Source organism: Actinoplanes sp. NPDC048967, assembly GCF_040649415.1.
In the GTDB taxonomy this organism is placed as follows: domain Bacteria; phylum Actinomycetota; class Actinomycetes; order Mycobacteriales; family Micromonosporaceae; genus Actinoplanes.
In genome coordinates, this window is the sequence record NZ_JBEZFL010000007.1 from 534,381 (window position 1) to 556,292 (window position 21,912).

A 21,912-nucleotide genomic window follows, 5' to 3' on the forward strand; every position below is an offset into this window, starting at 1 on the left:
CGCATCGACACCGGCCGCTGACACCTTCCAGGGAGAGCAGATGAGCAGCGCCGATCTGAGCGATGCGTTGAGCGACATGTGGCGATCCGTGTTGTTGTTCGTACCGACGGCGCTGGCCTTCCTCGCCATCCTGCTCATCGGCTACGTCCTGGCCCGGCTGGTCCGCACGGTGGTGGTCAAGACCCTGCGGCGGATCGGCTTCGACCGGGCCGTCGAACGCGGCGCCATCGGCAGGGCGCTGGGCGGCCGGGTCGAGCCCAGCGACCTCTGCGCCAAGATCGCGTTCTACGCGGTGCTGCTCTTCGCGCTCCAGCTGGCCTTCGGCATCTGGGGCCCGAACGCGGTCAGCGATCTGCTCACCGCGCTGATCGGCTGGCTGCCCCGGGCCTTCGTGGCCATCGTGATCATCGTGGTGGCCGCGGCGATCGGCGGGGCGGTGCGGGACCTGATCGGCAGCGCGCTCGGCGGTCTCGCGTACGGGCGGGTGCTGGCGCAGGTGGCGTACTGGCTGATCGTGGCCCTGGGGGTCATCGCGGCGCTGGAGCAGGTGCAGATCGCCACGGCGGTGACCCAGCCGGTGCTGATCGCGGTGCTGGCGACCGTGGCCGGGGTGGTCATCGTCGGGGTCGGCGGCGGGCTGATCCGCCCGATGCAGCGGCGCTGGGAAGTCTGGCTGGAGCGGGCGAGCGCGGAATCGGCGGCGATCCGGGAGCACGCCCGCAGCTATGCGGACGAGCGGGCCCGGGTCGAGGCCGAGAAGAAGGCGGCCGAGGCGGAGGCGGCGCGGAAGGCGGCGGCGTTGGCTGCCGAGCAGGCGCGGCTGGCTGAGCAGGCGCGGGCCGAAGAGGCCGAGCGGCGTAAGCGGGAGGACGCGGCGGCCGAGGCGGCGCGGGCGGAGGCGGCCGAGGCCGAGACGCGGGCGGCTGAGGAGGCGGCGCGGGCGGCTGAGGAGGCCGCGCGGGAGCGGGCGGCAGCGGCTGCGGCGGCGGAGAAGACGCAGGTCATTCCTGTGCAGCGGCCCTGGCCGGGTAGTGACGATCGGCCGCACGTGGTGCCCGGCTTCGACGACCCGGAGCCGGTGGAAACGGCTGAGACGACGACCTGGTTGCATCGCGACGCGGCTGGTCAGCCGGAGGACGGCACGGATACCGCTGCACGTGCGGCCGGCGACGCGGAGGAAGACGCCGGCGCCGACAGCTCCGGTGCCGGGCCGGACGACGCGCGGGGCGCGGCAGGCAAGCCGGGCGAGGACGCTGCCGGAGCTGTCTCGGCGTCGGCCGCAGGCTCGCCGCGGACCGGGAGCGGGTCCGAGCCGGAATCCGCGGCCGCCGAGGAGTCGTCCCCGGGCGGGTCGGACGCGACCACCGGGGGAGCACCCGCGAAACAGAGCGCCGCCGTGGACGAGCCGGGCTCGGCGGGCGACGCGGAGACGACGGCGGATGTCACCGGCCCGACGGATGCCGATCCGGACAGCACGGTCGCGATCTCCGGCAGTGAGCTGCGCCAGGCGCTGCCTCAGCAGAGCACCCCCGCCGACGGGGAGAAGACCCAGGTCATCCGGGTACGCCGGGACGACGGGCCGACCACCTGACGGCGGACCCGAAAGGGGGCCGGCACCGGATGATCCGGTACCGGCCCCGAATGGTCGGTGTGGCCTGTCAGCGATAGATCAGGGCAGGGTGCGGGCGAGCGAGCACACCGCCAGCAGGCGGTTGAGCACCCAGTCGTTCTCGGTCCAGTCGATCGGGCCGGCCGGCGGGCGCCAGCCGTGCTTGAACGCCGCGTCGCGGACACCCTCCGCGTAGGCGGCGAGGATGACCGCCGTCAGCGGGCGGACGTCCGACGACAGGCTGTCGCGGATGCCCGCGGCGTGCTGGTCGACGGTGGCGAGCAGTCCCGGGGACTGCGTCGCGGCATCGAGGCCGTCGGCGCCGACGGAGGCCATCAGCTCCTCGAGGCAGGCGTGGGCGGAACGCAGGGCAGCACGGGCGGCAGCGCCGCTGAACAGGCCATTCATAAGATGCAAAGGTAGGGATCGCGGGGTAGCCAACGGTGTCCCCGATCGGTGCAGCTCGGTTGAACTCGCGCCGGTGGGGAAAGCCTGAACCGGACCCAGCGGCCAGGGAGGCACGGATGGTGGACGGCCCGGACAGCGAGCACCGGCGACCCGACGGAGTGGACGACGTCACGGTGGAGGCGCTGGGCAAGCTCAGCGAGGCCCTGGAGACGGTCGAGCGGGTGCGCGGGCACCTGTATTCGCTGCATCAGCTGGTCGGCGAGGCCGATTTCAAGCTCGACGAGGCCGTCTCGCTCTTTGTACGGGCCGGGCAGCCCAAGCTGGCGGAACGGATCGCGCAGGAGCTGATCGGGCGCAACGTCGTGCCCGGGCACTGGACGTTCCAGCTGGTCGAGGAGTTCGACGACGGCTACTACGCCGAGTTCCGCGCGCTCGAGAAGGACGCCCGGGACGAACTGGCCGGCGGGCGCCGCCACCTCTTCGAGGCCGAACTGAAGGAACGCCGACGGACCCGGGGGCGTGCGGGCCACGAGGCCCGCTGACAGGACCGCGCGTGAAAGGTCCCGAGCCCGCTGGGCTCGGGACTCCGGGCGGTGACGCGGAGAGGTCCGGGGACTACTCCGTGGTGGGCCGGCGACGCTGGGTGTCGTCGGCGATGATCACAGCGGCAACGAGCAGAGCGACCACCACGGCGAAGAGCCAGGAGGCGTCGTCGATGAGCTGGGCGGCGGCAGGGGCCTGGAACGCGGCGAGCAGAAAACCCACCCACGCGAGGCGGCGCTGACGCTCGGACAGAAAACCGGCTGAACGCATCCGGATATTGTGGCCCGATTTGGGTGCTTCACCGTCACCCTTTCGGCCGATCCCGGGTTGTCCGATGGTGCCTACTGCGCAGCGTCATCGTCGGTCCACGGTCGGTTCGCGACCGGTGTTCGCGCTGCTCGCCGCCCTGATTGTGGGCTTTTTCGGGGCCGGTTGTGCCCCCGTGACGACGTTGGGCGCCCGGCAGATGCCCGCCGCGGACGGCCCGCAGGAGCACGTGCTGGCGGGTGCGTTGCACGGCCGTACCGGTGCGTTTCTGATCGTCCGGGACTCCGCGTCGCGGGTCGAGGTCCGGCTCGCGGACCTGCCCGGCCTGCTCTACCGGATCAGCACACCGGCCGATTCGGGCCTCGCGCCGGCGGTCACCGGCACCCACGGCCGGGTCCGGCTGGGTCTGCGCCCGACCGGCGCCGACGGCCCGGATGCCGTGCAGATCCTGCTCAACCGGGCGGTGAGCTGGGACATCCGCCTCCCGGCGGGCGCCGGCGAGCAGCACCTGGATCTGTCGGCGGGCCGGCTGCGCCGCCTGGAACTCGGCTCCGGCACCGGCCTGGTCAGCATGCGCCTCCCGGCGCCCCGCGGCACGGTCCCGATCATCGTGGCCGGCGGCGTGGGCGAGGTGGCGGTCGCGCTCCCCCCGGGTACGCCGCTACGCCTGCACCTCCGAGGCGGCGCCGGCCTGGTCGCCGTCCCGTGGGCGGGCCGGACCCGAGCCCCGGCCGACGCGGTCCTGGCCCCGGCAACCTGGCCCGAAGCCCCGGACCGCTACACGATGAACGTCGGCACCGAGGTCGGCAGCGTCACCGTCTGGGGCTGACGCGGCCACCGGGTTCGCCCGGCAATCGAGTCCTCCGCTGTGTCACGGGGCTCCGAGACGCGTATCAGAGAAAAGACCGCGACCAAGAACTCAGGTCGCGGCCCATATCCCGGAGCATGAAATCAGTGCGGCCCGCCGCGGCCGGTGGTGCTGGGGCGGTATTCGCGGTCCGGGTCCGTCTGGCCCGCCTCGTTCTCCGTCGTCACCTGGGCCCCGTGCCCGAAGGCCTGTTCCTCGCCCGCGTCGTTGTCCGTCGGGTCGCCCTGGCCGTCGGTGTCCCAGCTGGCCATCGCCTCGCTGAGGTCCTTCACCGAGGTCTTCTCCTCGTCGCGCCACACGCCGTCTTCGCGATCAGTCATGGCTGTGGCGTACCCGGGGCCGGGGACGGCGAAACGGCCGCCGGTGAGCCGGCGGCCGTTCCGTTGTTCACGCGATCATGCTCCCGGGCGGTCCACCTGGCCGCGCCAGGCGCCGGACTCGGTGCCGCGCTGCTCGATGTACTCCTTGAAGCGCTTCATGTCGCCCTTGACCTGGCGGTCGAGGAAGCCGAGCTTGTCGCCGGCCGTCTCGGCCACGCCCTGCGGCTCGAAGTCCATCTGGCAGGTGACGCGGGTGGTGGTGTCGCTGAGCCGGTGGAAGGTCACGACGCCGGCCTGCTTGGAGCCCTCGATGGAGGTCCAGGCCACCCGTTCGTCGGGCAGCTGCTCGGTGATCTTGGCGTCGAACTCCCGCTTGACCCCGTCGATGTTGGTCTTCCAGTGCGTGGTGGTGGCGTCGAGCTGCTTGATCTCCTCGACGCCGCCCATGAAGCGAGGGAACTCCTCGAACTGGGTCCACTGGTTGTACGCGGTGGTTACCGGGACGTTGACGTCAACGGACTCGGTGACTGTACTCACGGTGATTCCCCTTCAGTGTTGTTGCCCCGCCTTGCTGTGCTGCCCGGGTCGCTCTCGCGGCCCGTCTGAAGGAAACGTGCCCGGCCTCGGGACGGCTAAACCGGGTCGTCGGGTTCCGCGCGGGGCGGCAGCGGCGGGTCCGGGTCCTCGTTGCCGGCCTGGAGTTGCCGGCCACGCTGCACCTCGGCGTTGATCTCGACGCCGAGCATCAGGGCGGAATTGGACAGGTAGATCCAGACCAGAAACGCGATGACGGCGCCGAGGCTGCCGTACGTCTTGTCGTAGGAGGCGAAGTTGGCGACGTACAGGCCGAAGCCGAAGGTGGCGAGAGCCCAGACCAGCAACGCCACCACGCCGCCGAGGGTGAGCCAGCGGAATTTCGGCTGCTTGACGTTGGGCGCGATCCAGAACAGCAGCGAGAGCAGCAGCATCAGGATCAGGACCAGCACCGGCCAGCGACCGATCGAGTACGTGAGCTTGGCCGCCTCACCCGCGTGCAACGCGTTGCCGACCGCGTCCACCATCGGTCCGCTGATCACCAGGCCCGCGGCCACGGTCGCGATGAGGACCAGAGCGATCGCACTCAGGCCGATCTGCAGTGGGCGCAGCTTCCACCACGCGCGTCCCTCGCGCACCCCGTAGATGCGGTTCGAGGCCCGGGTGAAGACTCCGATGTAGTTGGACGCCGACCACAGGGCGCCGAGCAGACCGAAGCCGAGCAGCACCTTCGCCGAGCTCTGCTGCACGATGATCGCGTCCAGCACGCTCCGGAGGCTCTGGTCGGCGACGATCGAACCGGCCCCCAGGTCCTCCAGGATGCCGAGGATGGTGTTGACCGCCGTGCGGCCGTCGGTGACCAGGTTGACCAGCGCCACCACGACGATGCCGACCGGGAAGACGGCCAGCACCGCGTTGTAGGTCAGGGCGGCGGCGAGGTCACCGCAGTCGTCGTCGAGGTAGCCGTTCGCGCTGCGCCACAACACCCCACGCCAGGTCGACCAGCGCAACTGGCGGAACCGGGTCGGCAGCGGAGCTGTCTCGGTACGGGCGTCAACGGCAGTCATCGTGGGGCTCCTCATCCGTCACGCCGTGCACACACAGCACTACCCGCGCCTTGTTTGCGACAAACTCGACGGGGTAGGGCGAGCGCGACGAGAGGCGGCGGGTGACGTGGAACGTGCGGACGCGATAGTCATCGGAGCGGGACACAACGGGCTGGTGGCCGCGAACCTGCTGGCCGACGCCGGCTGGAGTGTCGAAGTGCTGGAGGCCACGCCGCATCCCGGCGGCGCGGTGCGCTCCGGCTACGTGACGGCCCCGGGCTACCTGAGTGACCTGTTCAGCTCGTTCTACCCGCTGGGCTACGCCTCGCCGGTGATGCGGGGGCTCGAGCTCGGCGACCACGGGCTGAGCTGGACCAACGCTCCCGACGTGCTGACCCACCTGTTGCCGGACGGCCGGGCGGCCACTGTCAACCGCGACGTCGAGACCACCATGGCGTCGATGGAGCAATTCGCTCCCGGGGACGGGGAGCGGTGGCGGCACGCGTACGACGACTGGCGCGACGTGTCGCAGCAGATGCTCAACGTGTTGTTCACCCCGTTCCCGCCGGTCCGTTCCGGGCTTGAGCTGGCTCGTCAGCTCAAGGTCGGCGGCGCGCTGCGGCTGGCCCGCCGGCTCGTGCTGTCGGTGCGGGAGCTGGGCTCGGAGCTGTTCGAGGGCGAGGGCGCTCAGCTCGCGTTGGCCGGGTGCGCGCTGCACACGGACCTCTCGCCGGAGGAGGCGGGCGGCGGCGTCTACGGCTGGCTGCTGGCCATGCTCGGCCAGGAGTACGGCTGGCCGGTCCCCGTCGGCGGCGCCCAGCAGATCACGTCCGCTCTGGTCGCGCGGCTGGAGTCGCGCGGCGGGCGGATCACCTACGACACCCCGGTGACGCGCATCCTGGTCGCGCGGGGCAAGGCGATGGGTGTACGCACGGCGGACGGCCGCAACTGGCGCGCCCGCCGGGCCGTGCTCGCCGACGTACCGGCCCCGGCGCTGTATCTGGACATGGTCGGCTCGCGGTGGCTGCCCTCACGCTTCCAGGAGGACCTCGAGTTCTTCCGCTGGGACGGCGCCACCGTCAAGGTCGACTGGGCGGTCAACGGCAAGATCCCCTGGAAGAACCCGGCCGCGGCCGGCTCGGGAACGGTGCATCTGGGTGCGGACCTGAACGGCCTGACCCGGTACGCGGCCCACCTGGCCGTGGACGAGATGCCGCCGGACCCGTTCCTGCTGCTGGGGCAGATGACCACCGCGGACCCGTCGCACTCGCCGGAGGGCACCGAGTCGGTGTGGGCGTACACCCACCTGCCGCATCGCAAGAAGTGGGCCGCCGAGGACATCGCCGCCCACGTCGAGCGCATGGAGGCCGTGCTGGAGGCCCAGGCGCCCGGTTTCGGCCGGCTGGTCGTCGGGCGCAACGTCTTCTCCCCGGCCGACCTGGAACGGGAGAATCCGTCACTGGTCGGCGGGGCCCTGGGCGGCGGTACGGCGGCCGCGTTCCAGCAGCTCTTCCTGCGCCCGATCCCGGGGCTGGGCCGGCCGGACACCCCGGTGGACCGGCTGTTCCTGGCCAGCGCCTCGGCCCACCCGGGCGGCGGCGTGCACGGCGCCCCGGGGGCCAACGCGGCCCGGGCGGCGCTGGCCCGCGACCGTGCGCTGACCGGCCGGCTCTACGAGGCGGCGATCAGCACCGCCCACAAAGCCATCTACCGCTGACGGTCAGCGGCGGCGCACCAGGGCCGCCGCTGCCGCACCCAGTCCCGCGCTGACCACCCCGGCGACCAGCGGCTTGTGCATCGCCGCCCAGAGGGCGAACGAGCTGGTCCGGGACTGGTCGTCGAAGACGCCGTGGGCGCCGTGGTCGCGTTCCTCGTCGGCCGGCTTGTCGACGTTGTCCTGCCAGGTGGCCAGGTCGATCGGGTCCGCGGTCTGCTGGCCCTCGTAGCCCTGCTTGTCGCGCGACAGGTACCGGTCGAGCAGGCCCGGCGCGACGATGTTGCCCAGCCGGGTCTTCAGGGTCGGGCCGCCGACGTTGATCTCGCGCTTGCCGTGGTCGGCCACCCAGAGCACCGCCCGGGCCACCACCTCCGGCTGGTAGATCGGCGGGACGGGCTGCGGGTGCCGGGGCAGCCGGGTCCGTACCCAGGAGAACTGCGGGGTGTTGACCGCCGGCAGCTGCACCATCGACAGCTTCACCCGGTTGCCGTCGTGCAGCAGCTCGGCCCGCAGCGAGTCGTTGAAACCCTGGATGGCGTGCTTGGTGGCGCAGTACGGCGCCTGCAGCGGGATGCCGCGGTAGGCCAGCGCGGAGCCGATCTGCACGATCGCACCGTGCCCGGCCCGGCGCATGTGCCGCAGCGCCGCGAGCGTGCCGTGCACCGTGCCGAGGAAGTTGACCTCGGTGACCCGCTTGTACTCGGCCGGGGTGATCTCCCAGGCCGGGGCGAAGACCGAGACCATCGCGTCGTTGACCCAGACGTCGATGCCGCCCCAGGCGCGCACGACCTCGTCGGCGACCTCCTGCACCGCCTCGGCGTCGGCCACGTCGACCTGGAACGTGCGCACGTCGGCGGCACCGGCGGCGCGGGCCTCCAGCGAGGCGCCCTCGAGCCCGGCCCGGCCGCGGGCGATCAGCGCGAGCTTGGCGCCGCGGGCCGCGTACGCCGCGGTCACCGCCCGCCCGACACCGGCACTGGCACCGGCGATGACGACTACCTGACTCATGCCTGGGCCCCCTTGCTGGCCGAGCGCAGCACGATGTCGGTCAGCCGGCGCAGCGACTCGATGTTGCGCCGGTGCAGCACCAGGTCGTTGATCTTGTTGCGGACGAACAGCAGCGGCCCGGCCTCGAAGTCCTCTTTCATGGTGATCCGGGTGCCGCCCTCGGCCACCGGGTCGAGCACGATCTCCACGACCGCCGAGCCGAGCGGCCACAGGCCCGCCCGCAGCTTCAGCAGCCGGTCCGGCACCATGGCGAGCACCGTCGAGCTGTCCTGCAGTGACAGAGGCCACGGTCCCGCCTTGTGGTGCAACTCGGCACCCACCTCGGGCCAGTGCTCGTCCACGTCTCTGATGTGCACCGTGCCGACAACCCAGTCGCTGTAGGTCCACCCGTCCGCGAGCACGGCGAAGACCTGCTCCGGGGGAGCCTGGACGGTACGCTTGACGATAGCCACGAGGCACTCGTACCCGGCACTTGGCATGTTTACGCTTTTGGGTGACGGGCATGTCTCGCCGCGTATCACAGCCTCAACTCCGGTCTTTCTCCCGGAATCAAGCTGTTGGAGGAGGACCCCGTGCGTATCGCGATGATCTCCGAGCACGCGAGCCCGCTGACCACCCGCGACACCACCGGCGCCCAGCAGCGCCACGTAGCCGAGCTGTCCGCCGCCCTGGCCGAGCTGGGCCATGAGGTGCGCGTCTACACCCGCCGCGACGATCCGCACCTGCCCGCCATCGTGAAGATGAGCGAGGGTGTGCACGTCGTGCACGTGCCGGCCGGGCCCGCGCTGGCCCTGCCGCCCGAGCAACTGCTGTCCCACATGGGCGATTTCGCCCAGTGGCTGCGCACCGAGTGGCGCGACACCGACTGGCTCCCCGAGGTCGCCCACGCCCATTTCTGGACCAGCGGCCTGGCCGCGGTCACCGCCGCCCGCCAGGTCGGCATCCCGGTCGTCCAGTCGTTCCATGAGCTCGGCGAGGCCGGGCCGGCCGGCGGCGGGGCCACCCGGGCCGGCTACGAGCGCGCGCTGGGCCGGGCGGTCGACCGGGTCGTCGCCCAGACCCAGAACGAGGCACTCGGTCTCGTCCGCATCGGCGTGCCGCGCACCCAGCTGACCGTGGTGCCCGCCGGCGTCGACAGCGACCGGTTCACCCCGGAGGGCCCCACGGTCGAGCGCGACCCGGAACGTCCCCGCATCCTCTCCGTCGGCCGGCTGGTCGAGCGCAAGGGCTACGGCGACGTCATCCAGGCCATGCGCTACCTGCCCGGCGCCGAGTACGTCGTGGTCGGCGGCCCGTCCGCGGCCCAGCTCGCCACCGACCCGCAGGCCAAGAAGCTGCGGGCGCTGGCCGAGCACTACCAGGTGGCCGACCGGGTGCGGCTGGTCGGCAGCGTGCCCAGCGCGGACATGCCCCGCTGGTACCGCTCGGCCGACCTGCTGGTCGCCGCGCCGTGGCAGGAGCAGTTCGAGCTGGCCCCGCTGGAGGCGATGGCCTGCGGCGTGCCGGTGATCGGCACCTCGGTCGGCGGCATCAACGAGACCGTCGTCGACGGCCTCACCGGCGACCTGATCCCGGCCCGCGACCCGCGGGCGCTGGGCGGTGCGTTGCGCCGGCTGGTCAACGACAAGGTACGGCGGTTCGCGTACGCGACGGCGGCGCTGGACCGGGCCCGCCAGGCGTACTCGTGGAAGCGGGTCGCCGCGCAGGTCGGCTCGGTCTACGCGGCGGTCTCCGGCCGCAAGCCCAGCGAGACGGGCGCCGAGGCGACGGTGTAGGCGCGGGTCCACCGATCGGTTGACCGGTGGACTCGCGAGCTGGTCGATTCGCCGCCCGGCGTCCGCTGCGACGCTGGGTTCATGACAGTCATCACCGTCGATCACCTGCAGAAACGCTACGGCGACACCGTGGCGGTCCGGGACGTGTCGTTCACCGTCGAGCGCGGTGAGATCTTCGGCGTCCTGGGCCCCAACGGCGCCGGCAAGACCACCACCGTCGAGTCGATCGCCGGGCTGCGTACGCCGGACGCCGGCACGATCACCGTGCTGGACCGCGATCCGCGCGACCCGGAGCTGCGCCGGCTGGTCGGCGTGCAGCTGCAGGAGAGCCAGCTCGCCGAGAAGATGACCGCCGGCGAGGCCCTGGAGCTGTACGCCGCGTTCTACCCCGAGCCGGCCGACTGGCGCCGCCTCGCCGATGAGCTCGGCCTCGGCGGCAAGCTGACGACCCGCTACGGCAAGCTCTCCGGCGGGCAGAAGCAGCGCCTGTCCATCGCGCTGGCCCTGATCGGCAACCCGGCCATCGCGATCCTGGACGAGCTCACCACCGGCCTGGACCCGCAGGCCCGGCGGGACACCTGGGAGCTGGTCGAGTCCGTCCGCGACCGCGGGGTCACGGTGCTGCTGGTCACCCACTTCATGGAGGAGGCCGAGCGGCTCTGCGACCGGGTCGCCCTGATCGACGCGGGCGCGGTGGTGGCCCTGGACACCCCGGCCGGGCTGGTCGCCCGGGTCTCGGCCGAGCAGCGGATCCGCTTCCGGCCGTCCGTACCGCTGGACGACAGCGTGCTCACCGGCCTGGCCGAGGTCCGCGAGGTCCGCCGGCACGGCACCCAGCTCGAGGTGATCGGCGAGGGCAACGTGCTGCACGCCGTCACGGCGGCCCTGGCCGCGCACCGGATCATCGCCAACGACCTGCGCGTCGAGCAGGCCAGCCTGGACGACGCGTTCGTCCGGCTGACCGGGCGCGCCAGCACGGGGGAGCAGTCCTGATGCACGTCTTCGCCAAACTGACCCGGTCCGAGTTCCGGTTGCTGCTGCGCGAACCGATGCAGCTGTTCTGGATCTTCGTGTTTCCGTCGTTGCTGGTGGTCATCCTCGGCTGCGTACCGCCGTTCCGGAAGCCGAACGCCGACCTCGGCGGCCTACGGGTGGTCGACCTGTACGTGGCCATCGCGATCATCCTGACCCTGGCCTCGCTGGCGTTGCAGGTGGCGCCGATGGTGCTGGCCACGTACCGGGAGCGGGGGATCCTGCGCCGGCTCGCCACCACCCCGGTCCGGCCCGTCACGCTGCTCGGCGCCCAGCTGGTGATGAGCCTGCTGACCGCGATCGGCTCGGTGGTCCTGCTGCTGCTGGTCGGCCGGCTGGTCTTCGACGTGGCGCTGCCGCGGCAGGGCGCCGGTTTCGCGGTCGCCTTCCTGGCCACCGCCGGTGCCGCGTTCGCCCTCGGGTTGTTCGTGGCCGCGGTGGCACCCGGGGGCAAGGCGGCCAACACCATCGGCACGCTGCTGTTCTTCCCGCTCATGTTCTTCGCCGGGCTGTGGACGCCGCGCGAGGTGTTTCCCGAGGTGCTGCGGCGGATCGCGGACCTGACGCCGCTGGGTGCGGGCGAGCGGGCGGTGCAGGACGCGATGAGCGGGCAGTGGCCGGCCTGGGGATCGCTTACCGTGCTGGTGGCGTACATGCTGGTGTTCGGGCTGGCGGCGGCCAGACTGTTCCGCTGGGAGTGAGAGCGATGTCCGAGGTGAAGCGGCTGGAGATGCGGCAGCGCCGGGCCGACCGGCGGTTGCTGCTGCTGCCGTACGCGGCGCTGCTCGGCTCGACCGTGATGGTGGTCGTGGCCGGCGACCTCGGCCTGCCCCGGCAGGGGCTGCCGACCACGTTCGCGGTCGTGGCGGTCACGGTCGCCTGGCTGCTCTGGATGGTCACGCTGCATCCTGAGTGGCAGGGCCGGCCGCGGCCCGGGGCGGTGTTCTTCGCCGGCCTGCTGGTACTGATCGTGCTGCTGGTGTGGTGCCACCCGATCTACGGCTTCTTCGCCTGGACCGGCTACCTGTACGCGGTCTCCAGCCTGCGCGGCCGGTGGCGCCTGGCCGGCGCGGCCGCGGTCGCCTGCTGCACGGCGGTCTCGCAGGTCGGCGGCTTCGAAAACATCAGCACGGCCGGCATCTGGCTCGCCTTCGTCATCCTGCTGGCGTTCAACATCAGCATCGCGGTGACGATGACCTACCTGTCCATCACGAACAGCGACCACGCGGTCCGGCGGGCCGAGATGCTGCATCAGCTCACCGAGGCCAACGACAAGCTGGCCCGGGCGCTGAGCGAGAACGCGGGACTGCACGAGCAGCTGCTGGTGCAGGCCCGCGAGGCCGGCGTCCTCGACGAGCGCCAGCGGATGGCCGGGGAGATCCACGACGTGCTGGCCCAGGGGCTGACCGGCATCGTCACCCAGCTCGAGGCGGCCGACCAGGCGGCCGGCCGGGACAGCGACCGCCGCCGGCACCTGGACACCGCGAAGCAGCTGGCCCGCGACAGCCTCACCGAGGCCCGCCGCTCGGTGCAGGCGCTGCGCCCGCAGCCCCTCGCGCAGGCGGCACTGCCGGAGGCGCTGGGCGAGGTGGTCGACGGCTGGGCGGCCCGCCACGGGGTGGCCGCCCAGCTGATCACCACCGGCACCGCGCGGCCCCTGCTGCCGGAGATCGAGGCGACCCTGCTGCGCACCGCCCAGGAGGCGCTGGCCAACGTGGCCCGGCACGCGGACGCGGACCGGGTCGCGCTGACCCTGTCCTACATGGAGGACGTGGTGACACTGGACGTCCGCGACGACGGCGCCGGCTTCGACCCGGCGCACGGCCGCGCGCAGGGATACGACGGCGGCTACGGCCTGACGGCCATGCGGGAACGGGTACGGCGGATCGCGGGCACCCTGGAGGTGGAGTCGGAACCGGGTGCGGGCACGGCGATCTCGGCCTGCGTACCGGCGCTGCACGGGGCGGCCGCCGCATGATCGGTCTGCTGATCGTCGACGACCACCCGGTGGTCCGCGACGGCCTGCGCGGCATGTTCGCCGGTGACGAGCGCTTCCGGGTGCTGGGCGAGGCGGCCGACGGCCACGAGGCGCTGGCGGTGGCCCGGGCGGTCCAGCCGGACGTGGTGTTGATGGACCTGCGGATGCCGGGCATGGACGGCGTGACAGCCATCCGGGCGCTGCGTCACCAGGGCGTGGCGGCCCGGGTGCTGGTGCTGACCACGTACGACACGGACAGCGACGTCCTGCCGGCGATCAAGGCGGGCGCGACCGGTTACCTGCTCAAGGACGTACCCCGGGAGGAGCTGTTCCGGGCGGTGTCGGCGGCGTACCGCGGTGAGTCGGTGCTGTCCCCGGCGGTGGCCGGGCGGTTGATGGGCGAGTTGCGCTCCCCGGCCCGCGAGGAGCTGAGCCAGCGCGAGCTGGAGGTGCTGGGCCTGATCGCGCAGGGCTGCTCCAACCGGGAGACCGCGAGCCGCCTGTTCATCAGCGAAGCGACGGTGAAGACGCATCTGCTGCACGCGTACGCGAAGCTCGGCGTCCGCGACCGCGCGGCGGCGGTCGCGGCGGCCTATGCCCGGGGCCTGCTCGGCACCAAGTGAAGCATCGCTAGCCTGCATCTCGTTGCTCCAAGGTCGTGGCCGGCGGCAGGTTCAGCTCGACGGATGTGGTGCGCCGCCGAGATGTCGCGAGTTGATCCGGCTCACCGATGTGGAACCCTTGTGCGAAATCAACGCCGTACGCACGGAGCAGGTCCAGAGTGGCCTCGTCCTGGACATACTCTGCTGCGGTTAAGATTCCCAGCTTTCGGCACATCTGCACCAGACCCTCGACGACCGCCTGGAGTGCTTCGGAGGCGGGCAGGCCGTGGATGAAGCTTCCGTCAATTTTGACCAGGTCGACCGGCAGCTTGGTGAGAAAACCGAGCGGCGTGTTGCCGGTGCCGAAATCATCCAGGGCCAGCTGACAGCCCAGTTGCCGGACCCCATCGGCGAATCTACGCGCAACGGAGAGATTGCCGATGGCGGCGGTCTCCGTGATCTCGATGGTCAGGTGCTCCGGGTCGACGCCGTACCGGGCGACGGCGTCGCGCAGGTGGTGGAGAAGGAGCGGATCTGCGAGAGACCGACCGGAAACGTTGATTTGGTAATGGGAGGTCTGGGGACTCTGACCGATTAGCCGAAGCGCTTGGTTGATCACCCACTTGTCGACGGCCAGGATCTCGTCGACGTGTTCTGCGAGGTCCAGGAACGCGGTCGGCGGGGTGGGGCGGCCGACGTCGTCAAGCACCCGCAGCAGGATCTCATGCCGGGTGATCCGGTTGAGTTCCAGGTCGCGGAGCGGTTGCGCGTAGAGAGCGAATCGTCCGTTCTTGACGGTGTTCCGTATGCCAGCACGACAGGTCTCTCGGCGCTCGTCCGCCGGCGGCGGCTGGCGTAGCACATGGAGCGCGCGGTCCTCGTGTTTGGCCCGGCGCCACGCCGTCTCGGCGTCAAGCAGCAACTCGATGCTCGCGGTCGGGAACCGGTAGTCGTAGTGAACCAGGCCCCCGAAGGCGTCAAGGCGTCCGCAACCGGCCATGAAGCGGGTCTCCCGAAGACTGGCGATCACCCTGTCTGCCTTTGGGGCGGCGGTCTCGAACGTCGTGTACGGCATCAGCACACCGAACTCGTGCGGGCCGAGCAGGCCACACGGGTCCGGGTCTACGAAATCCCGGATGACCTTGGCCGCGGCGGTGCCGAACCACTCGTCGCGGCCGGTTTCTGTGTCCGAGCTAAGCCGGATGTAGGGAGGCGCGGAGATGACGAGCAGGGTGCCGGTTCCGGTCTGCAGGGCCCGGCCGACCTCGTCCGCGAACGCTCTACGGCTCAACAGCCCCGTGGCGCCGTCGACCTCGGCCAGGTCCTGCTGGACGCTGCTGGCCCGGATCTCACGGCGCTTGTCATCCTGCAGTCGCTTGTGAGTCGCGGTGGCGTCGTGGCCCGTGACGATGATGCCGGTCGAGCGGCCGAGGCGATCGGTCAGAATCTCGAGAAGGACCTCGACGTATCTGGTGGAGCCGTCCCGCACCACTATTCGGCAGACAAATTCAGCTGCGGACTGACCACGCCAGGCGCCCCGAACGCGCCTGCTCACTGCCGTTCGATGGGTGGGATGGATCATGGCATACAGGCTGGTCAGTGACTTGTGGGCCTCGACTGGCGCCAGACCGAAGATGCGGGACATCTCGTCCGACCAATCGATTCTCCGCGTGTCGGCATCCCAGACGACGGCGCCACGCTTCCGGAGCTCCGCCGCGCGCCGGATCCGCTTGGCCTCCGTGAAGTCCGCATTCAGGGGATCCCGCAGGTCGACGTCGCTAAAGATTTCCGCGCCCGCGCTCAACCGGCGCTCGTGATCCTCGTCGATACGCCGCATGGCGCGACGAGCGCGGGCGTGCTCGAGCGGGGTGGGCACGTCCTGGGCGGCCAGCTCGATCAATTCATCGAAGGTCATGCCGGTCCCCCTTCGTCGTCGGTCCTGGACAGACTGCGGTATTTCTTCCGAACCTCGCTCTTGTAGGTCCGCACCGTGGTGACAGCGAGGCCAAGTTGCATAGCTATCTGCTCATCCGTCTCTCCTTCGACCATCAAGGCGAGCACGGCCCGCTGCTGCAGGGGTAGCTGACTGAGCACGTGCTGCAGCGTCATCTCGGCTTCCTGCGAGCTGGTGGGCTCGGCGAGTTCTGCTGGAATGAACTCGAGCGGGACGGTGTCGTCCCACTTCTGCCGGTCGTGCAGGGTGAGCAGCTTGTGCCAGGCGGTCCGCCGGACCCAGTACAGCGGTTTCTCGTGCTGCGACACGCTTTCCCACTTGTTCATGGTCACGATTAGGGCTTCGTGCAGGGCATCTTCGGCGAGGTGCCGATCGAAGCACTGGCGCAGCAGGAACTTCAGCACCCGTGAGTAGTTCTCCCGTACGAACCGGTCCAGGGACGCGCGGAGTTCGGCCCGGCGGTACTCGTTCTCGTCGTCGGGCTGAAATGCCTGGACGGCGGTCATCGGGTGGCCGTCTCTCCGGAGCTGGCCGGCTCACCGATCTCGATCAGCCGCTCACCGTCGCTGTCGCGCTCTACCACCCGGACCCGCGCGTGCGGATGGTTGAGCAGGTGGGTGAGCCCTGTCGTCCTCGCGAGGCTGCGTGTGGAACGTTCCCGCTCCAGCTTGACCTGGGCCCGGTGCCGCAGATGAGTCCCAAGCAGGCGGCCCCCGTTGAGGACGGTCACGGCCGCCCCCAGCAGCCCGGTGCCGGCCGCCACCCACTCGTTCATGTCGATCATGTCTGTCCCTTCAGGGCACTTCGCTTCCGCATATAACTCCGGAAACGCGACTGTCTGTAAGCCTTGATGAGGTGACTATTTTTGACATGATCATTGATCAAGCCTTCTGGAAGGCCGTATTCACGCTAGTAAATTCTTTGAACTCGGAAGGGCGGCTACTCTGAGTAATTGGAAGCTTGCCATTCGTCAACATATGTCGCCTCAGCCTGGGGGCGCCGGACCAGCGGCTGGCAGTCCGGTCTCTACCATGGCGATAAAGTCCGGGAAATGCGGAGCATCGTCGTGCACATGCAGACCACGCTGGACGGGCGCATCGCCGGCGCGGACGGGCAGTTCTGGGAGCCGTTCCCGTGGGGCGAGCCCGAGTCCGCCTACCTCAACGGCTTCTTCCGGCAGGCGGACACCTGGGCGATGAGCCGGGTCATGTACGACGCGATCGTGCCCTGGTGGGAGACCGTCGCCCGCGGGGACCTGCCCGACGACGTGACTGAGCTCGGGCCGGCCGACCGGGAGTTCGCCCAGCTCCTGGCCGGGATGCGCAAGGTCGTCTTCTCCCGGTCCCGGCCCGGCGCCCTCAGCGGTGACCTGGTCGCCGGCCTGCGCGGGCTGGACGGCCGGATCGTGCTCTCCGCCGGGCCGGCCACGCTCGGCCCGCTGCTCGACGCGGACGGCCTCGTCGACGAGCTGCTGCTCGCGGTGCACCCGGTGGTGCTGGGGGAGGGGCCGGGACTGTTCGACCACGCCACCGCCGGGCGAGCGCTGCGACTGGTGGAGAGCAGGCCGTTCGACGGCGGCGCGGTCGTGCTGCGCTACGCCGCCGGCACCGGCTCGCCGCGGTAGGTGCCGAACGACCACAGGTTGCCCTCCGGATCGCGGACGGCGAACTCCCGCGAGCCGTAGTCGGTCACGTTCAGCTCGCGGGTCACGGTCGCCCCGGCCTTCACGGCCCGGTCGTGCAGGCCGTCCGGGTCGTCGGTGACCACGTACGCGCCGAAGGTGCCCGGCCGCAGCGCCCACGGGTCGTCCGGGTCGTCGCGGTGCGAGCCCAGCATGATGCCCCCGCCCGGGGGCCAGGCCAGCTCGGCGTGCGCGACCTGGTCGCCCTCGCCGTACACGGCGACCTCCACGAAGCCGAAGGCGTCGACGAGGAAACGGATCAGGGCCCGGGCGTCGCGGGCCCGCAGGGTGGGCCACACCTGCGGTGGCGGGGTCTTCGGATCAGTCATGCCCCTCATCCTGCGCGCCGGAGCCCGGATGGTCTTGGACGAAAGTGAACTCGTCGGCGAGCCAGCGCGACGGTGAGCAGCCGGCCAGGGACCGGAACTCGCGGGCCAGGTGCGCCTGGTCGTAGAAGCCGGTGTCGGCGGCCAGCCGGGCCAGCGGCGTGCCCGGGGTCAGCCGGCGCCGGGCCCGGTCGAAGCGGACCACCCGGGCGGCCTCCTTGAGCCCGAGGCCGGTCTCGACCCGGAACCGGTCGGTCAGGTGGCGCGGGCTCCAGCCGACCTCGCCGGCCAGGTCGCGGACCGGCAGCCGGCCGCCGGTGGCCAGCAGCCGGCGGAACGCGTACGAGACGTCGGGGTGCACCTCGGCCTCGTGGCGCCGGGCCCGGGCCAGCAGGGCGGTATCCAGCGCCGCGAAGCGATCGGGCCAGCTCCGCGCGGCCAGCAACCGGGCCCGCAGCCGCTCGACGCCGAGGCCGCCGAGCACGTCGGCCAGGTCGAGGTCCAGGCCGGCCAGCTCGCCCGCGGGCAGGCCGAACAGAGTGCGGCAGCCGAGGGGATGCACGGCCACCTGGACACCGGACTGCCGGCCGCCGTGGGCGATCAGGGCGGGGGCCAGGTGCAGACCGCCGAGCAGAGCGTCATAGCGGCCCGGGGCCTGACGGCCGTCCGGGTGGGCGTGCACGACCAGGGGATCGTCGAGGGTGAGCACAAGCGTCAGGTACGGCGACGGCAGACCCCGATGGGTCACCGGCGGCACCCCGCACTGCCGCCAGCCGGAGTAGTGCGCGACGTACGGCCGCAGCGCCACCGCCGGCCGCGCCCACGCGGACTCGTCGACCACCATGAGCTGAGCATCCCACCGCGACGCGGGCCGGCCCAGGGCCCCGCCGGTCACCAGGTCTCCGGCGCGGCCCCGGGCCGGGAATCAGTCGGCCAGGGCCTTGGCCAGGGCGTCCCGGAAGGCGCGCTCGTTGTCGGTCACGACGTCGCCGCCGATGCCCAGCACGCCACCGGACGACGCCGCACCGACCACGCTCTCGGCGATCTCCACCAGCCAGTGCTTGTACGTCTCCGCGTCCGCGGGGTCGGCCTTGGCGGTCAGCAGCGCGGACGCCTCGGCGGCCCGGTTCACCACGTCCTGGCCGTAGCCCACCGGGTCGGCCGGCTCGATGGCCGGCAGCTCCTCACCCCGGTCCGGGTCGCCGGTCTGGTCCAGGACCGCCGTGGCGATCGCGGTGACCAGCCGGCTGGCCGAGGCCCGCGCGTCGGAGATCTGGTCGAGACCGGCAGCCGTCTCGGCCCGGGTCTTACGGGCACTGTCGTGCGTCGCCACGCTCGCGGCGGTCAGCACCGACTGGGGCAGGCCGACCAGCAGCCCCCACTCGGCGTCGGTGAAGCCGAATGTGGCGTACAACGGTTCGTCGGTCACGGTTTCCTCACTCACTTCTTCTTCTCAGCGACCAGCAGCGCGTGCTCCTGGACGACCGGCACCGAGAGGGTCTTGTAGCCGACCTCGTCGAAGAGCACGGTCATGCGATCCTCCTCGTACCCCATCACCATGCCGGGACCCCACTCGGCGTGCCGCACCGTGCTGTGCACGGCGAACGGCTCGTCGCCGGTCTCCTCCTCGGTCTCCTCGGCCACGCCCTCGGCGCAGTTGTCGCAGTGCCCGCAACGCTCGGTGAGATCCTCGCCGAAGTAGGCCAGCAGGGTCTGGGAGCGACACGCGTTGCTCTGCGCGTACGCGCGCATCATGTCGGTGCGGGAGCGCTGCACGACCTGCTGGCGCTCGTGCTCGGCGACGGCGGCCTCGGCCGCCGCGGCCGGCAGCGGGGCGAACACCGGGACCGTCCACTTGTTGCCGCTGCCGGCGACGGCCGCGCCGACCTGCTCCAGCAGGCTCAGCAGCTGACCCAGCTTGCGCGGCCCGAGGCCGGTCTTCTCCTTCAGTGCGGTCTTGGTGGCCGGTCCCGCCCGCAGAGCACCGGCCAGCTCGCGGATCTCCGCCACGTCGGGGGAGCCGCCGGTGAAGAAACGCTGGATGGCCTCGTCCTCGGAGCGCCACAGCAGCAGCGCCCGGCTCGGCTCGCCGTCGCGGCCCATCCGGCCGATCTCCTGGAAGTAGCTGTCCGGGGAGTCGGGCAGGGCGACGTGCGCGACCCAGCGGATGTTGGGCTTGTCGATGCCCATGCCGAACGCCGAGGTGGCCACCATGATGTCGACCTTGTCGGCGAGGAAGTCCTCGTGGGCCTGCTCGCGGGCGCCGCCGGCCATCCCGCCGTGATAGAACGTGGCGCTGTAGCCGGCCTCGGTCAGGCGCTCGGCGAGCTCCTCGGCGGCGCGCCGGGTCGCGACGTAGATGATCCCCGGCCGCTCGCTCTCGTCCAGCAGTGCGGTGAGCCGGCGCCACCGGTAGGCCTCGTCCGGGCAGTACGCGACCTCGAGGAACAGGTTGCTCCGGTCCAGGCCGGAGACGTGGATCTCGGGCTTGTTCAGGTGCAGCCGGGCGATGATGTCGTCGCGGACCGGCGGCGACGCGGTCGCGGTCAGCGCGAGCACCGGCGGCCGGCCCAGGCCCTTGATCAGGTGCCCGAGCGAGAGGTATTCCGGGCGGAAGTCGTGGCCCCAGGCCGAGATGCAGTGCGCCTCGTCGATCGCCACCAGGCCGGGGCGCAGGGCGCGCACCTCGGCTAGCCGCTCCGGGTTGGCGAGCTGCTCCGGGGTGATGAAGAGGAACTCGGCGCGGCCCTCCTGGACCTCGCGGATGGCCTCTCGCTGCTGGTTGGGGGTCTCGGCGGAGCTGACCCGCACGGCCCGCACGGCCGGGTCGTCCCGCTCGTTCAGGGCGGCGATCTGGTCCTGCTGCAGGGCCAGCAGCGGTGAGATCACCACTGTCGGCCCGGGCAGCAGGACCGCCGGGATCTGGTAGATCGCCGACTTGCCGGCGCCGGTGGGCAGGACGACGAGGGCGTCGCGGCGGCGCAGCACGGCCCGCATGGGCTTGAACTGGCCGGGGCGCAGGTCGGGCCAGCCGAAGTGCTTGCGGGCGACCTTGCGCAGGCGAGGGCCGTAGATGGGTAGCTTCATCGAGCGGCCATTGTGCCCCACGGGTGTGACGCCCAAACGCTACGAGTGCTTGGGCAGGATGTGCTCGGCGTAGAGATCGAACAGGCCCTGCCAGTGCGGGCCGGTGTTGGCCACGTAGACCTCGTCGAAGCCGGCCCGGGCGTACTTGTCGATCATCTCCAGGTGGGCCGCCGGGTCGTTGCCGCAGACGAAGGCTTCCTTGACCATGTCCTGGGTGACCAGCTCCGACGCCTGCTCGAAATGCTTGGGCGAGGGCAGGACCTGGGAGAGCTCGCCGGGCACGCCGGCGTTCGGCCACTTCTCGTACGCGATCCGCGCGCCCTCCTCCTCGCTGGTCGCGAACGCGGCCTTGAAACCGGCCTGACACGTACGCTCGCCGCCACCCTCGGTGCGGAACTGCTGGACCATCTCGCCGTCGGGCATCGTGCTGATGTAGCCCTCGGCGATCCGCGCCGCCACCGAGGTGGCCTTGGGGCCGAAGCCGGACATGAGGATCTCGACCGGCTTCTCCGGCAGCGTGTAGATCCGGGCGTTCTCCACCGTGTAGTGCTTGCCGCGATGCGACACCGTGCCGCCCTTCCACAGCTCCCGCATGATCTCGACGGCCTCCTCCAGCATTTCCAGCCGTACGTCGGCCTCGGGCCAGGCGTCGCCGAAGATGTGCTCGTTGAGGGCCTCGCCGGTGCCGATGCCGAGCCGGAACCTCCCGCCGGTCAGCACCGCGCTGGTCGCGGCGGCCTGGGCGATCACGGCGGGATGGATGCGCACGGTCGGGCAGGTGACCGCGGTGGTGATGGGCAGGGAGCAGGCCTGGCTGAGGGCACCGATCGTGGACCAGACGAACGCACTTTGCCCCTGGGCGTCGACCCACGGGTGGTAGTGGTCGGAGATCCACAGGGCGGAGAAGCCGGCGCGCTCGGCGCCCTTGGCCTGCTCGATGAGCTCCGCCGGGGTGTATTCCTCGCTGGACAGGAAGTATCCGATTCGCATACCGGGCGGATACCCCGGTTACTTGCCGCCGAACATCCGGCGGATGGCCCAGAGCAGGATCAGGGCCCCGAGCGCGACGCCGAGCAGGCGCACCGCGTGCACCTCGGACCAGTCCACGCCGGAGGCTGCCAGGGCGGGCGTCGCCCACTGTGTCCGCACGCAGGAAG

The 21,912-nt window shown here is 71.3% G+C and carries 25 protein-coding genes and 1 pseudogene; 10 read left to right on the plus strand and 16 right to left on the minus strand.

Going from position 1 to position 21,912, the window contains the following annotated elements:
• Positions 1–40: 40 nt before the first annotated feature.
• A pseudogene (locus AB0C12_RS30675) lies at positions 41–724 on the plus strand (hypothetical protein); the annotation flags it as partial.
• A gap of 945 nt (positions 725–1,669) precedes the next feature.
• Here AB0C12_RS30675 and AB0C12_RS30680 read toward each other — a convergent pair.
• A complete protein-coding gene (locus tag AB0C12_RS30680; protein ID WP_360553320.1) occupies positions 1,670–2,017 on the minus strand; it encodes a DUF6401 family natural product biosynthesis protein in 348 nt (115 codons plus the stop codon).
• A 116-nt stretch (positions 2,018–2,133) separates the two neighbouring features.
• On the opposite strand from AB0C12_RS30680, the gene AB0C12_RS30685 reads away from it, so the two are divergent.
• Positions 2,134–2,559, plus strand: coding sequence for a hypothetical protein (locus tag AB0C12_RS30685; RefSeq protein ID WP_360553321.1), 426 nt, complete (start codon positions 2,134–2,136; stop codon positions 2,557–2,559).
• A gap of 73 nt (positions 2,560–2,632) precedes the next feature.
• On the opposite strand, the gene AB0C12_RS30690 is transcribed toward AB0C12_RS30685, so the two are convergent.
• Positions 2,633–2,830, minus strand: coding sequence for a hypothetical protein (locus AB0C12_RS30690; RefSeq protein WP_212990676.1), 198 nt, complete (start codon positions 2,828–2,830; stop codon positions 2,633–2,635).
• Positions 2,831–3,002: 172 nt separating this feature from the next.
• On the opposite strand from AB0C12_RS30690, the gene AB0C12_RS30695 reads away from it, so the two are divergent.
• Positions 3,003–3,656 carry a hypothetical protein gene (locus tag AB0C12_RS30695; protein WP_360553322.1) on the plus strand — a complete coding sequence of 218 codons (654 nt, stop codon included), beginning with the start codon at positions 3,003–3,005 and terminating at the stop codon, positions 3,654–3,656.
• 122 nt (positions 3,657–3,778) lie between these two features.
• Here the strand turns inward: AB0C12_RS30695 and AB0C12_RS30700 are convergent, their stop codons facing one another.
• From AB0C12_RS30700 to AB0C12_RS30710, 3 genes are all read right to left on the minus strand, one after another.
• Positions 3,779–4,015, minus strand: a complete 237-nt coding sequence (locus AB0C12_RS30700) for a hypothetical protein (protein ID WP_360553323.1) — start codon at positions 4,013–4,015, stop codon at positions 3,779–3,781.
• Between the two features lie 75 nt (positions 4,016–4,090).
• Entirely contained in the window at positions 4,091–4,552 is a 462-nt protein-coding gene (locus AB0C12_RS30705; protein WP_360553324.1) for an SRPBCC family protein, read from the minus strand.
• 95 nt (positions 4,553–4,647) lie between these two features.
• Entirely contained in the window at positions 4,648–5,616 is a 969-nt protein-coding gene (locus AB0C12_RS30710; protein ID WP_360553325.1) for a YihY/virulence factor BrkB family protein, read from the minus strand.
• A gap of 106 nt (positions 5,617–5,722) precedes the next feature.
• On the opposite strand from AB0C12_RS30710, the gene AB0C12_RS30715 reads away from it, so the two are divergent.
• On the plus strand, positions 5,723–7,312 hold the full coding sequence (locus tag AB0C12_RS30715) for an NAD(P)/FAD-dependent oxidoreductase (RefSeq protein ID WP_360553326.1): 1,590 nt from the start codon (positions 5,723–5,725) through the stop codon (positions 7,310–7,312).
• A gap of 3 nt (positions 7,313–7,315) precedes the next feature.
• On the opposite strand, the gene AB0C12_RS30720 is transcribed toward AB0C12_RS30715, so the two are convergent.
• The gene (locus AB0C12_RS30720; RefSeq protein ID WP_360553327.1) at positions 7,316–8,320 is read right to left on the minus strand and encodes an SDR family oxidoreductase; all 1,005 of its coding nucleotides are present in this window, start codon (positions 8,318–8,320) and stop codon (positions 7,316–7,318) included.
• Positions 8,317–8,772, minus strand: a complete 456-nt coding sequence (locus AB0C12_RS30725; RefSeq protein WP_360553328.1) for an SRPBCC family protein — start codon at positions 8,770–8,772, stop codon at positions 8,317–8,319. Before AB0C12_RS30725 ends, AB0C12_RS30720 begins: the two co-directional genes overlap by 4 nt.
• A gap of 120 nt (positions 8,773–8,892) precedes the next feature.
• Here AB0C12_RS30725 and AB0C12_RS30730 point away from each other — a divergent pair, with 120 nt between their 5' ends.
• The 5 genes from AB0C12_RS30730 (at position 8,893) to AB0C12_RS30750 (ending at position 13,728) form a co-directional block, all read left to right on the plus strand.
• Positions 8,893–10,095: a glycosyltransferase gene (locus AB0C12_RS30730; protein WP_360553329.1), complete on the plus strand. Its 1,203-nt coding sequence runs from the start codon at positions 8,893–8,895 to the stop codon at positions 10,093–10,095.
• A gap of 81 nt (positions 10,096–10,176) precedes the next feature.
• A complete protein-coding gene (locus tag AB0C12_RS30735; protein WP_360553330.1) occupies positions 10,177–11,088 on the plus strand; it encodes an ABC transporter ATP-binding protein in 912 nt (303 codons plus the stop codon).
• Positions 11,088–11,828, plus strand: a complete 741-nt coding sequence (locus AB0C12_RS30740) for an ABC transporter permease (RefSeq protein WP_360553331.1) — start codon at positions 11,088–11,090, stop codon at positions 11,826–11,828. Before AB0C12_RS30735 ends, AB0C12_RS30740 begins: the two co-directional genes overlap by 1 nt.
• Before the next feature lie 5 nt (positions 11,829–11,833).
• Positions 11,834–13,105, plus strand: coding sequence for a histidine kinase (locus AB0C12_RS30745; protein ID WP_360553332.1), 1,272 nt, complete (start codon positions 11,834–11,836; stop codon positions 13,103–13,105).
• A complete protein-coding gene (locus AB0C12_RS30750; protein ID WP_360553333.1) occupies positions 13,102–13,728 on the plus strand; it encodes a response regulator transcription factor in 627 nt (208 codons plus the stop codon). Before AB0C12_RS30745 ends, AB0C12_RS30750 begins: the two co-directional genes overlap by 4 nt.
• A gap of 7 nt (positions 13,729–13,735) precedes the next feature.
• On the opposite strand, the gene AB0C12_RS30755 is transcribed toward AB0C12_RS30750, so the two are convergent.
• From AB0C12_RS30755 to AB0C12_RS30765, 3 genes are read right to left on the minus strand one after another with little or no spacing between them, the layout of a single operon-like run.
• Complete coding sequence (locus AB0C12_RS30755; RefSeq protein WP_360553334.1) at positions 13,736–15,622, minus strand: EAL domain-containing protein; 1,887 nt, start codon at positions 15,620–15,622, stop codon at positions 13,736–13,738.
• Positions 15,619–16,167 (minus strand): sigma-70 family RNA polymerase sigma factor, encoded by a 549-nt coding sequence (locus AB0C12_RS30760; RefSeq protein ID WP_360553335.1) that lies wholly within the window; start codon positions 16,165–16,167, stop codon positions 15,619–15,621. Before AB0C12_RS30760 ends, AB0C12_RS30755 begins: the two co-directional genes overlap by 4 nt.
• Entirely contained in the window at positions 16,164–16,445 is a 282-nt protein-coding gene (locus tag AB0C12_RS30765) for a hypothetical protein (RefSeq protein WP_360553336.1), read from the minus strand. Before AB0C12_RS30765 ends, AB0C12_RS30760 begins: the two co-directional genes overlap by 4 nt.
• Positions 16,446–16,712: 267 nt before the next feature.
• On the opposite strand from AB0C12_RS30765, the gene AB0C12_RS30770 reads away from it, so the two are divergent.
• On the plus strand, positions 16,713–17,285 hold the full coding sequence (locus tag AB0C12_RS30770; RefSeq protein ID WP_360553337.1) for a dihydrofolate reductase family protein: 573 nt from the start codon (positions 16,713–16,715) through the stop codon (positions 17,283–17,285).
• Here the strand turns inward: AB0C12_RS30770 and AB0C12_RS30775 are convergent.
• Genes AB0C12_RS30775 through AB0C12_RS30800 form a run of 6 tightly spaced genes read right to left on the minus strand, consistent with a single transcriptional unit; the run spans position 17,255 to position 21,904 of the window.
• Positions 17,255–17,671 (minus strand): VOC family protein, encoded by a 417-nt coding sequence (locus AB0C12_RS30775; protein ID WP_360553338.1) that lies wholly within the window; start codon positions 17,669–17,671, stop codon positions 17,255–17,257. The genes AB0C12_RS30770 and AB0C12_RS30775 overlap by 31 nt on opposite strands.
• On the minus strand, positions 17,664–18,563 hold the full coding sequence (locus AB0C12_RS30780; protein ID WP_360553339.1) for a helix-turn-helix transcriptional regulator: 900 nt from the start codon (positions 18,561–18,563) through the stop codon (positions 17,664–17,666). Before AB0C12_RS30780 ends, AB0C12_RS30775 begins: the two co-directional genes overlap by 8 nt.
• 30 nt (positions 18,564–18,593) lie before the next feature.
• Positions 18,594–19,097, minus strand: coding sequence for a hypothetical protein (locus AB0C12_RS30785; protein WP_360553363.1), 504 nt, complete (start codon positions 19,095–19,097; stop codon positions 18,594–18,596).
• Between the two features lie 11 nt (positions 19,098–19,108).
• Positions 19,109–20,755, minus strand: a complete 1,647-nt coding sequence (locus AB0C12_RS30790) for an ATP-dependent DNA helicase RecQ (RefSeq protein WP_360553340.1) — start codon at positions 20,753–20,755, stop codon at positions 19,109–19,111.
• 39 nt (positions 20,756–20,794) lie between these two features.
• A complete protein-coding gene (locus AB0C12_RS30795) occupies positions 20,795–21,745 on the minus strand; it encodes a TIGR03557 family F420-dependent LLM class oxidoreductase (protein ID WP_360553341.1) in 951 nt (316 codons plus the stop codon).
• Between the two features lie 18 nt (positions 21,746–21,763).
• On the minus strand, positions 21,764–21,904 hold the full coding sequence (locus AB0C12_RS30800; RefSeq protein ID WP_360553342.1) for a hypothetical protein: 141 nt from the start codon (positions 21,902–21,904) through the stop codon (positions 21,764–21,766).
• Positions 21,905–21,912: the final 8 nt, after the last annotated feature.

Bases quoted from the DNA above. Each gene is read 5' to 3' on its own strand.
- AB0C12_RS30680 (WP_360553320.1), bottom strand. From the start codon at position 2,017: ATGAATGGCCTGTTCAGCGGCGCTGCCGCCCGTGCTGCCCTGCGTTCC.
- AB0C12_RS30685 (WP_360553321.1), top strand. From the start codon at position 2,134: ATGGTGGACGGCCCGGACAGCGAGCACCGGCGACCCGACGGAGTGGAC.
- AB0C12_RS30690 (WP_212990676.1), bottom strand. From the start codon at position 2,830: ATGCGTTCAGCCGGTTTTCTGTCCGAGCGTCAGCGCCGCCTCGCGTGG.
- AB0C12_RS30700 (WP_360553323.1), bottom strand. From the start codon at position 4,015: ATGACTGATCGCGAAGACGGCGTGTGGCGCGACGAGGAGAAGACCTCG.
- AB0C12_RS30710 (WP_360553325.1), bottom strand. From the start codon at position 5,616: ATGACTGCCGTTGACGCCCGTACCGAGACAGCTCCGCTGCCGACCCGG.
- AB0C12_RS30720 (WP_360553327.1), bottom strand. From the start codon at position 8,320: ATGAGTCAGGTAGTCGTCATCGCCGGTGCCAGTGCCGGTGTCGGGCGG.
- AB0C12_RS30735 (WP_360553330.1), top strand. From the start codon at position 10,177: ATGACAGTCATCACCGTCGATCACCTGCAGAAACGCTACGGCGACACC.
- AB0C12_RS30740 (WP_360553331.1), top strand. From the start codon at position 11,088: ATGCACGTCTTCGCCAAACTGACCCGGTCCGAGTTCCGGTTGCTGCTG.
- AB0C12_RS30745 (WP_360553332.1), top strand. From the start codon at position 11,834: ATGTCCGAGGTGAAGCGGCTGGAGATGCGGCAGCGCCGGGCCGACCGG.
- AB0C12_RS30750 (WP_360553333.1), top strand. From the start codon at position 13,102: ATGATCGGTCTGCTGATCGTCGACGACCACCCGGTGGTCCGCGACGGC.
- AB0C12_RS30755 (WP_360553334.1), bottom strand. From the start codon at position 15,622: ATGACCTTCGATGAATTGATCGAGCTGGCCGCCCAGGACGTGCCCACC.
- AB0C12_RS30760 (WP_360553335.1), bottom strand. From the start codon at position 16,167: ATGACCGCCGTCCAGGCATTTCAGCCCGACGACGAGAACGAGTACCGC.
- AB0C12_RS30765 (WP_360553336.1), bottom strand. From the start codon at position 16,445: ATGATCGACATGAACGAGTGGGTGGCGGCCGGCACCGGGCTGCTGGGG.
- AB0C12_RS30770 (WP_360553337.1), top strand. From the start codon at position 16,713: ATGCGGAGCATCGTCGTGCACATGCAGACCACGCTGGACGGGCGCATC.
- AB0C12_RS30775 (WP_360553338.1), bottom strand. From the start codon at position 17,671: ATGACTGATCCGAAGACCCCGCCACCGCAGGTGTGGCCCACCCTGCGG.
- AB0C12_RS30790 (WP_360553340.1), bottom strand. From the start codon at position 20,755: ATGAAGCTACCCATCTACGGCCCTCGCCTGCGCAAGGTCGCCCGCAAG.
- AB0C12_RS30795 (WP_360553341.1), bottom strand. From the start codon at position 21,745: ATGCGAATCGGATACTTCCTGTCCAGCGAGGAATACACCCCGGCGGAG.